The organism is Microcoleus sp. PH2017_35_SFW_U_B, from assembly GCF_020737865.1.
Lineage (GTDB): Bacteria > Cyanobacteriota > Cyanobacteriia > Cyanobacteriales > Microcoleaceae > Microcoleus.
Genome location: NZ_JAEQDE010000175.1, coordinates 1 through 6,999, shown reverse-complemented (window position 1 = coordinate 6,999; position 6,999 = coordinate 1). Strand labels below are relative to the sequence as shown.

Annotated in this window: 3 protein-coding genes; 2 read left to right on the top strand and 1 reads right to left on the bottom strand. The window is 47.7% G+C overall.

What is annotated here, in order from left to right:
• Window positions 1–162 precede the first annotated feature (162 nt).
• The gene (locus tag JGK36_RS32925) at window positions 163–4,839 is read right to left on the bottom strand and encodes a dockerin type I domain-containing protein (RefSeq protein WP_293199314.1); all 4,677 of its coding nucleotides are present in this window, start codon (window positions 4,837–4,839) and stop codon (window positions 163–165) included.
• 108 nt (window positions 4,840–4,947) lie between these two features.
• Between JGK36_RS32925 and JGK36_RS32920 the strand changes: the two genes are divergently transcribed.
• Window positions 4,948–6,159 carry a site-2 protease family protein gene (locus tag JGK36_RS32920; RefSeq protein WP_293199311.1) on the top strand — a complete coding sequence of 404 codons (1,212 nt, stop codon included), beginning with the start codon at window positions 4,948–4,950 and terminating at the stop codon, window positions 6,157–6,159.
• A gap of 45 nt (window positions 6,160–6,204) precedes the next feature.
• Window positions 6,205–6,903: a PEP-CTERM sorting domain-containing protein gene (locus tag JGK36_RS32915; RefSeq protein WP_293199308.1), complete on the top strand. Its 699-nt coding sequence runs from the start codon at window positions 6,205–6,207 to the stop codon at window positions 6,901–6,903.
• The last annotated feature ends 96 nt before the right edge of the window (window positions 6,904–6,999 follow it).

The window sequence follows — 6,999 nt, the reverse complement described above, 5'->3', positions numbered from 1 at the left end:
TTGCTCTAATAGAGCATTTGGCAATCCCAGCAACGGTAGGAAAGGAGCCGCCCAAGGCAGAGTTGGTAAAGACAAAGCTCTCAAGTAATTCCAGCTTTCAATGTCTTTCCAAGAAAAATCAAGTTCCAAACAGTTCTGTTTTGTCATAAATGATCGTGTCTATCAAGGCCTAAAACGTAAGTCTAACCCTAGAAGCCTTGCAATTACTTCCAATGCGATCAGAACAGCTCCGCCTACCCCCGCTGCTACCCATAAAGCACCGTCTCTTACCTGTGCGCCAAGCTCATTTGCCCGTGCCAGTAAGCTACTTCGGTTTCTGATATCTGGCTCTTGTGGAGGTTGTTTTTGACTATACTCCACAGCTTGATCATAGGCATCCTGCATTGTAGACCCGCCGTATCCATCCGGATCATAATCATCACAATTGTCCAGTTTTTTCATATCCTCCAGCAATTTTTTCAACTCTTTTTGCACTTTATCGTACTGCACTATATGTCCCTCCCAAGAACCGGGATCGCTAGTCACAGTAGTCCTACGACCCGATAAGGGAGGAATTCGCGGAACGGGAGGAGCGCTGATTTCACGACGCCGATTAAAAAGATCCTGATCGTCTAAGCGCAAATCGTCGAAGCGTTTTTTCAACTCTTTACCAAGAGCTATAATTTTCTCTATGAGTGTTAAGCATGGATCATCGGGAGCAGCAGCAATCAACCCCAAAGGATTACCACCGATCGCAATCACAGCCGGAACATTACCTTTTGGTATGATATTCGGATTCAACTTCTCAACAGCCTGCGTTTTCAAAGCGTAAGCAGGATTTTCAACAGTCTTAATAATTTCCTCCACATCAAAGACGTAAGCACTTCCACCGCCACTGAGAGTTGGATAAGAACCAATTAGATACTTCCCATCACCCGAAAGAGCCACATTATTAGTTAAACTTCCCGGCACCGGTTCAGTAGCAGCAACTAATTGCGGATTAGGCCCCAACGGATCTTTAATAATCCCAATATTTCCCCCCGCCAGCGGATTGGCATCAACTTCAATGATTTTTTTACTGTTACGACCCGCCACAAACGCATACTTTCCATCAGCCGTCACCGTTACAGCCACTCCCTCATTCACCTCAAAGACATTGTTATTATTAGTCAGCGTTAAATTCGTGTAGAGAGTTGTGGGAGCCCAATTGAGCGGGTCATCACTCACCGTCAGCACCCCAAAACCGCTTCCGTCTGTCCCCGTGTTACCATTGGTAAAAACCATTTTGAGCGGGTCAGGAGTTGCAGACAATCCAAAAGCTCCTGTCGGAGTCGCAACTTTTCCTATCAGTTCGCGCCACTTACTTGGGTTAGAATTCGGAACACTCGGCCGATCTTCTGGGTTAATATTGAAAGCATAAATAGAACCATTTACCGCAGTAGTAAACAGCTTATGCCCGTCGCTACTAATAGCAATCTGACGTAGCCCTGACGTAGCATCAACCGAGATAGTTTGGACAACCTGGTTGTAGCTTGCCGAGTTAGGATTGACATCCAGAATGTAGATGCTTCCCCGTTTTGAGTCAGCGATGTAAGCATAATTATTCCAGCGGTCAATAGATATCGCCCCAGGAGATGCACCACTCGGCAAAATAATATCATCGACAGCCGGTGTCGAAGCATCAGCATCAATCGGACGCCGCGTCAGCAAATCCACCACAGCCACCCGCCCCGTATATTCCAAAGGTACATAAGCGCGAGTCGCATTACTGGTGACAGCTAACTGTCCCGGACGGTCTGTCACGCTTGATGTCCCCACCGACAAATCCTTGGGAGGCTTCTGTTGCGGGTCCGGCGGACTCTGAACTGAACTGAGAGCGTCAATTACCCTAATTTTGTCAGCAGACCGCTGCGCTACCAGTATCAAATCAGAAAATACAGGCTTTAGCTGGAGGTCTTCAAAACTGGAACGCTTGACCACATCAGAATCAAGAGGGCCAGGGCCAAAACGCTCTTTCTGCTGCCGTGACAGCACTATTTCCGACTCGCCCAGCGGTACGCTGATAGGAGCTTTGACCGCCACCTTATAGCGGTTTTCTCCGAGTGAACTACTGAGTCCCGGCACAACAGTGCCAGAGTAACTCTTACCGGACACCTTAAAGTCAACATTCAAATCCCCGAAACTCGCACCCAGATTGCCGTTGAGTCCATTGAGGAAATTGCTGCCTGTTAAGAATATCACAGGTTCGCTGTTGGAGAACTCCAGTTGGACCGACTCCAGCGACGGCGGTTCGAGGGGAACTGCTAGCCCAGTGTCCGGGCCAGAGAGAAATGCTGAGACTGTAGGAACTCCTTGTGTATTCAGTTGTACCTGAGCGGTAGTGACGACAGTTTCCCCAACTTTGGGAATTCCGATCATTTCCAGGGGCTTGTTTGAAGATTGCGCCAAGTAAGCTAATAGTGATGTTGTCGCCTCGAATTGATTCTCTGTGGCGGAGACTGCACCAATTCCACCCGTTTTTGCTCCTAAATAACTATTCTCAAAGTTGAGATTACTCGAAAGGTTAATTGTCCCAGCATTTGCTTTTGTGCCTGCCTTAACAATTGAACTGACTGATGGCATTCCTGCGGGCAATAATCCAATTGTATAAGTACCGCTTTGTGTCACGCCTGGAAAAGGTGGCGAAGTGGTGCGGATGAAGCCGTCTGCACCCACTACCCCTGATTCCTGTATCAGCCAAGTTTCGTTCCAGCTATCAGCCCCAGCCGGCAGCGACCCCTTCCGCATAAATAAAACTTCGGTGCCGATTGGCACACCAACTGGGGCTGGAATTGCCAATTGGACAGGTATCTTCAAAGGGGTGTTGCCCAATTCTAAATTGAACCCCCCAGCAAACTCCATGCTGTCGGGGAATGACAGTGGCAAGCCTTCGCTGCTAAGGGGTGTTAGGTTGACTGTTGTATCCTTGGTTAAGGCACTAGGAGCTACCATGACGATTGAGCCGTCGCTGCCTTGCACGACTCCGCCATCAACACCCAAAATCGCCGGGCCCATCAAAGGCGTTTTTACCCGCACTGGAACCACCTTTTCTGCTGCTCCGTCAATGACGGTGACGCTGGCAATTCCTTCACCGACAGCAGTGATTACACCATCTGAATTTACTTGCAATACATTGGGGTTGCTAACGAAGTAGCGAGTGCCAGTAGAGCCAAATTTTAGGTCTGGAGAGTCAGTAAGACCTTCAATTCCCACCAGTAATGAGCGCTTTACTCCTTTTGTTAAAGTCACGGCTTGCGGGTAAACATCCAAACCGTAAATCTCTGCTAGTAGCGCATTCCACTCGTCATCGTTAGCAGGAATCGGCAATTCGCCCACTCGCGCCGCAGTCACGGCTTGCAGGTTGTTGCGACTCGCGCTCAAAATTGAAGTACCGTCAGCCAGCCCCGTCACTTTCCCAAAAGCGTCAATGGGTGCTACCCCTGGGTTTAACGATGTGTATGTCAAATAAGAAGCTGGCAGCACTACACCTTTTTGGTCGGCAAAGTCGCCCAAAACTGTCAGTTCTGTACTCTCTCCAGCATAAAGCTGGGGGCGACGCTGGGCGAAGTCCAAAGAAAGCAGCGGTGCACCGCTGACGTTAACCGTTACTTTTGCTGGTACTCCCCAGTTCAAGCCATCGCTGGCCGCCAATTCAAAGCTGGCAATACCTGAGAATCCCGGCGCGGGTTTGAAGGTTGCCGTCTTAGTATTAGGATTGAACAGCACCGTACCGTTAACAGGATTGAGAGCGTTGTAGAAGATGGAGTCGCCTTCGGGGTCACTTGCCTTACCGACTAAGGGTATGACTGTCTCCAATTCTGTATGGGTACTGGTTGAAAATGGCGATGCGACAGGCGGCCGGTTGGCAATGAAGCCGAAGTTGCTGTTGAGAAGAGTTTGGTCTGCTGAGTTAATGCTTCCATCCCGGTTGAGGTCGAGGTCAATTGTATAACCGGGGTCAGTCACCTTGCGCCCTAAAGCATTATCTAGCAGTTGCCTGTCAGTGGCATCAACTCGGCCGTCACCGTTGATATCGCCTGCTACGTTGAGTTGTAGAGAATACGCGCCACTGGTTGAACTTGATGCACCGCTCAAATTAAGCAGGTTCAAGCCAGAACGCTTGATGGCAAATAGAGAATAGGTACTATTTGTATCGCTAGATGTGAGAATCGGTGTCAGCCCACCTACTTCTGGCAGTTCAGGGAGCAACTGACTCCCGTCTTTTGATTCGACTGAAATCCCGACGAGTACAGTGTCCGAAGCTGTGGAATTGAGTTCGGAATTAGTAATGCTAAAGGTGTATTGGTTCGGTGAACCTGCATCGTTATTACCTGATGCTGTTTTGGCTGTAAATGTGTAAGCGCCACCTAAATCGGTAGGTACTTTATTATTGGTTCCAGGCGGATCGACGGGCAATATAATTGGGGGCGGTAGGGTATCAAAAGCCCCTTGAATGTTAGGCCCTGGTGTTGGTGGTGGTGGAGAGTGCAAGCCCAAGGGGTCAAAGTCAATAATCGGCGGCAAGTCGCCATCGGGGGTGGGGGAAGTTGGGCAAGTACCGGCACCGCTATCTGCAAATAAATGTAAATTGCTCGCGTGATTAAATTTTTGGGCCCAGTCTGAAAAGTCAAAACTGAGCAGCGATAGAGAGTTGAGGAGTTGGTGCAGCGCGTCATGGTCATCCACACCACCAGGAACTAGGGCGCTGGGGGTGATAATTCGTTCCAGGATGAATGTCTTTCGTGGGCGACGAGTTTTTGGGGGAGAATTCTCAACCCCTTTATTTTTGCGGACTTGAAAGCCTTTTGAATGCCAGACCATACACTGAAGCCCCCGTTTTTAGTAGTGACCTTGAAAACCCAGGCAGTTAATTGAGTATAGGACTTACGCATTTGGGCCGAGAAACCGGGTTTTTTGCGAAAATACTTCGTGTCGCCCACAGATTTGGTGAAAAACCCGGTTTCTGACCACCCGTGCGTAAGTCCCGACTTAACTAAGGAAGAGGGGGAATCTATATCTCAAAATCCGAGTGAAGATTCTCCAACGATTCTTTATGGCCCTAAACTCAAATCAACGGTACTGTGGATACCGCACCCAGACGGCTATTGGATACTCCGCAACTCCGAAGGCGTTACTTGCTTGCAAGTTGACAATTCTGACAAAGAGGTAATGGAAGAATTGGGCTTGAAGCCGATCAGCGATATCGCAGACATCTATGACATTACTTTGGAGGATTTACAATACTTGCTGCGGATGCTAGCAGAAACGGGAATGTTAGAGGGAACCCAACCTCCAAAACCACCCCAAAATAAATTCAACATTCAGCAATTATTGTCTTTCCAAATTCCCCTGTTGAATCCCGATGCTTGGCTAACCAAGCACACAGGTAAACTCCGCTGGATTTGGACTTGGCAATTTGCCTTTTTTCTGTGTGTTTTAATCAGTGCTTCTCTGGCTGTGTGGCTGGCTTTGGCTGACGAGGTTTCTGCTTCCAATCAACAGGTTTGGGCTACAGGGGAAATTACAACTCTGTTAACATTTGTGCTACTGATTATGGTAGTAGTTTGTCTGCACGAATTAGGTCACGCTTTTACTTTGAAGCACTACGGTGGTGTTGTCCCAGAAATCGGGCTGTTGTTTTTGTGCTTGATACCGGGCTGCTATACAGATACCACAGATCAGTATAGTTTAGTGAGGCGGAAACAGCGCGTTTTGGTAGTGGCAGCAGGCGTGTTGGTGCAGGTGGCTATCTGGGCTTTTTCGGTTTGGGTTTGGGTTTTGTCTAAGCCTAACCCTGGATGGCATTTGGCTAGCTATTTGCTGATGGTAGCAACGCTTGTCACAGTAGTTTTTAACCTCAACCCTTTGAATAAGTTTGATGGCTATTATTTGCTGGTTGCTTTGACTGGGATTAACAATTTGCGATCGAGGTCTTTTCAATTTTACGATCGTTTGCTGCGGCGAGAACAGATTTGGGAAGAACCTTCAGACTGCTGGACTTTGGCTGCTTATGCTCCTTTTAGCATAGCTTATACGGTCTGGGTTTTAGGTTATCTGTTGTCTGCTGTTGTTGATTGGGCGGTGCAAAATATGCCGACGTTTATCGATTTTTATAAGTTTAACTTGCTGTCTGGCAGTTAAACAAATAAGCGAGAAAGTTAAGTGATTATTTAGGAGTGTGTCGCCATGAATGGATATCAAAAGTTAGGATTAGCGGTTGTTTCTGGGGCTTTGGGTTTTTCTGCTTTCAATTCGATGGTAATTCCTGTACAAGCTGCTGTTCTCACGCAAACTTATACGGTAAATTTGAAGCAGCCAGTTAATAGTACGCTGAATGGGGTGCTGCCTAAGTTTAATTCGCTTTTGGGGACGCTGTTAAGTGCTTATGTGAAAGTTGAGTCAACGGTGAACAGCGATATCAATATTGTTCCTGCTAGCAATTTTACTGGTACGGCGGTAACGAATGCTCAGATTGCTGTGAATTTACCGAGTTTAAAAGCCGATCCGAATTTGGTTTTGAGTCTGTTTGTAAATCCGCCGGAAATGAGTATTGAATCGGGGGCTGCGGGGGCTAGAGGTGGGAGTGCGAGTGGTATTGTTTCAAGGAGTTATAGTTCGCCACAGTACCTAAATATGTTTAGTGGATGTGCGGGGGATTTAATTGCTGCTAGTATTGTGGCTATGGGTAATGTGAGAGTTTTAGGAACGCCTACAACGGTCACTTACGCGGGCACTGTCACGACTGACTCAAAGCTTACTCTCGCCTATGAGTACGAGTCTGAGTCTGAAACTGTGCCGGAACCTACTACGATCGCAGGTGTTGGTTTAGCTTTTGGCTTGGGGTGCTGGTGGAAGAGGAAGGTGGGGAAAAGGACTTTTAAATAGGGCTTGCTGAATAATTGATTGCCAACCAAGAGCAGGAGCGATCAATATATTCAAGCTTGGTTAAAGATAAGTTTTTTCTGTATCGAGTCGCCCCAA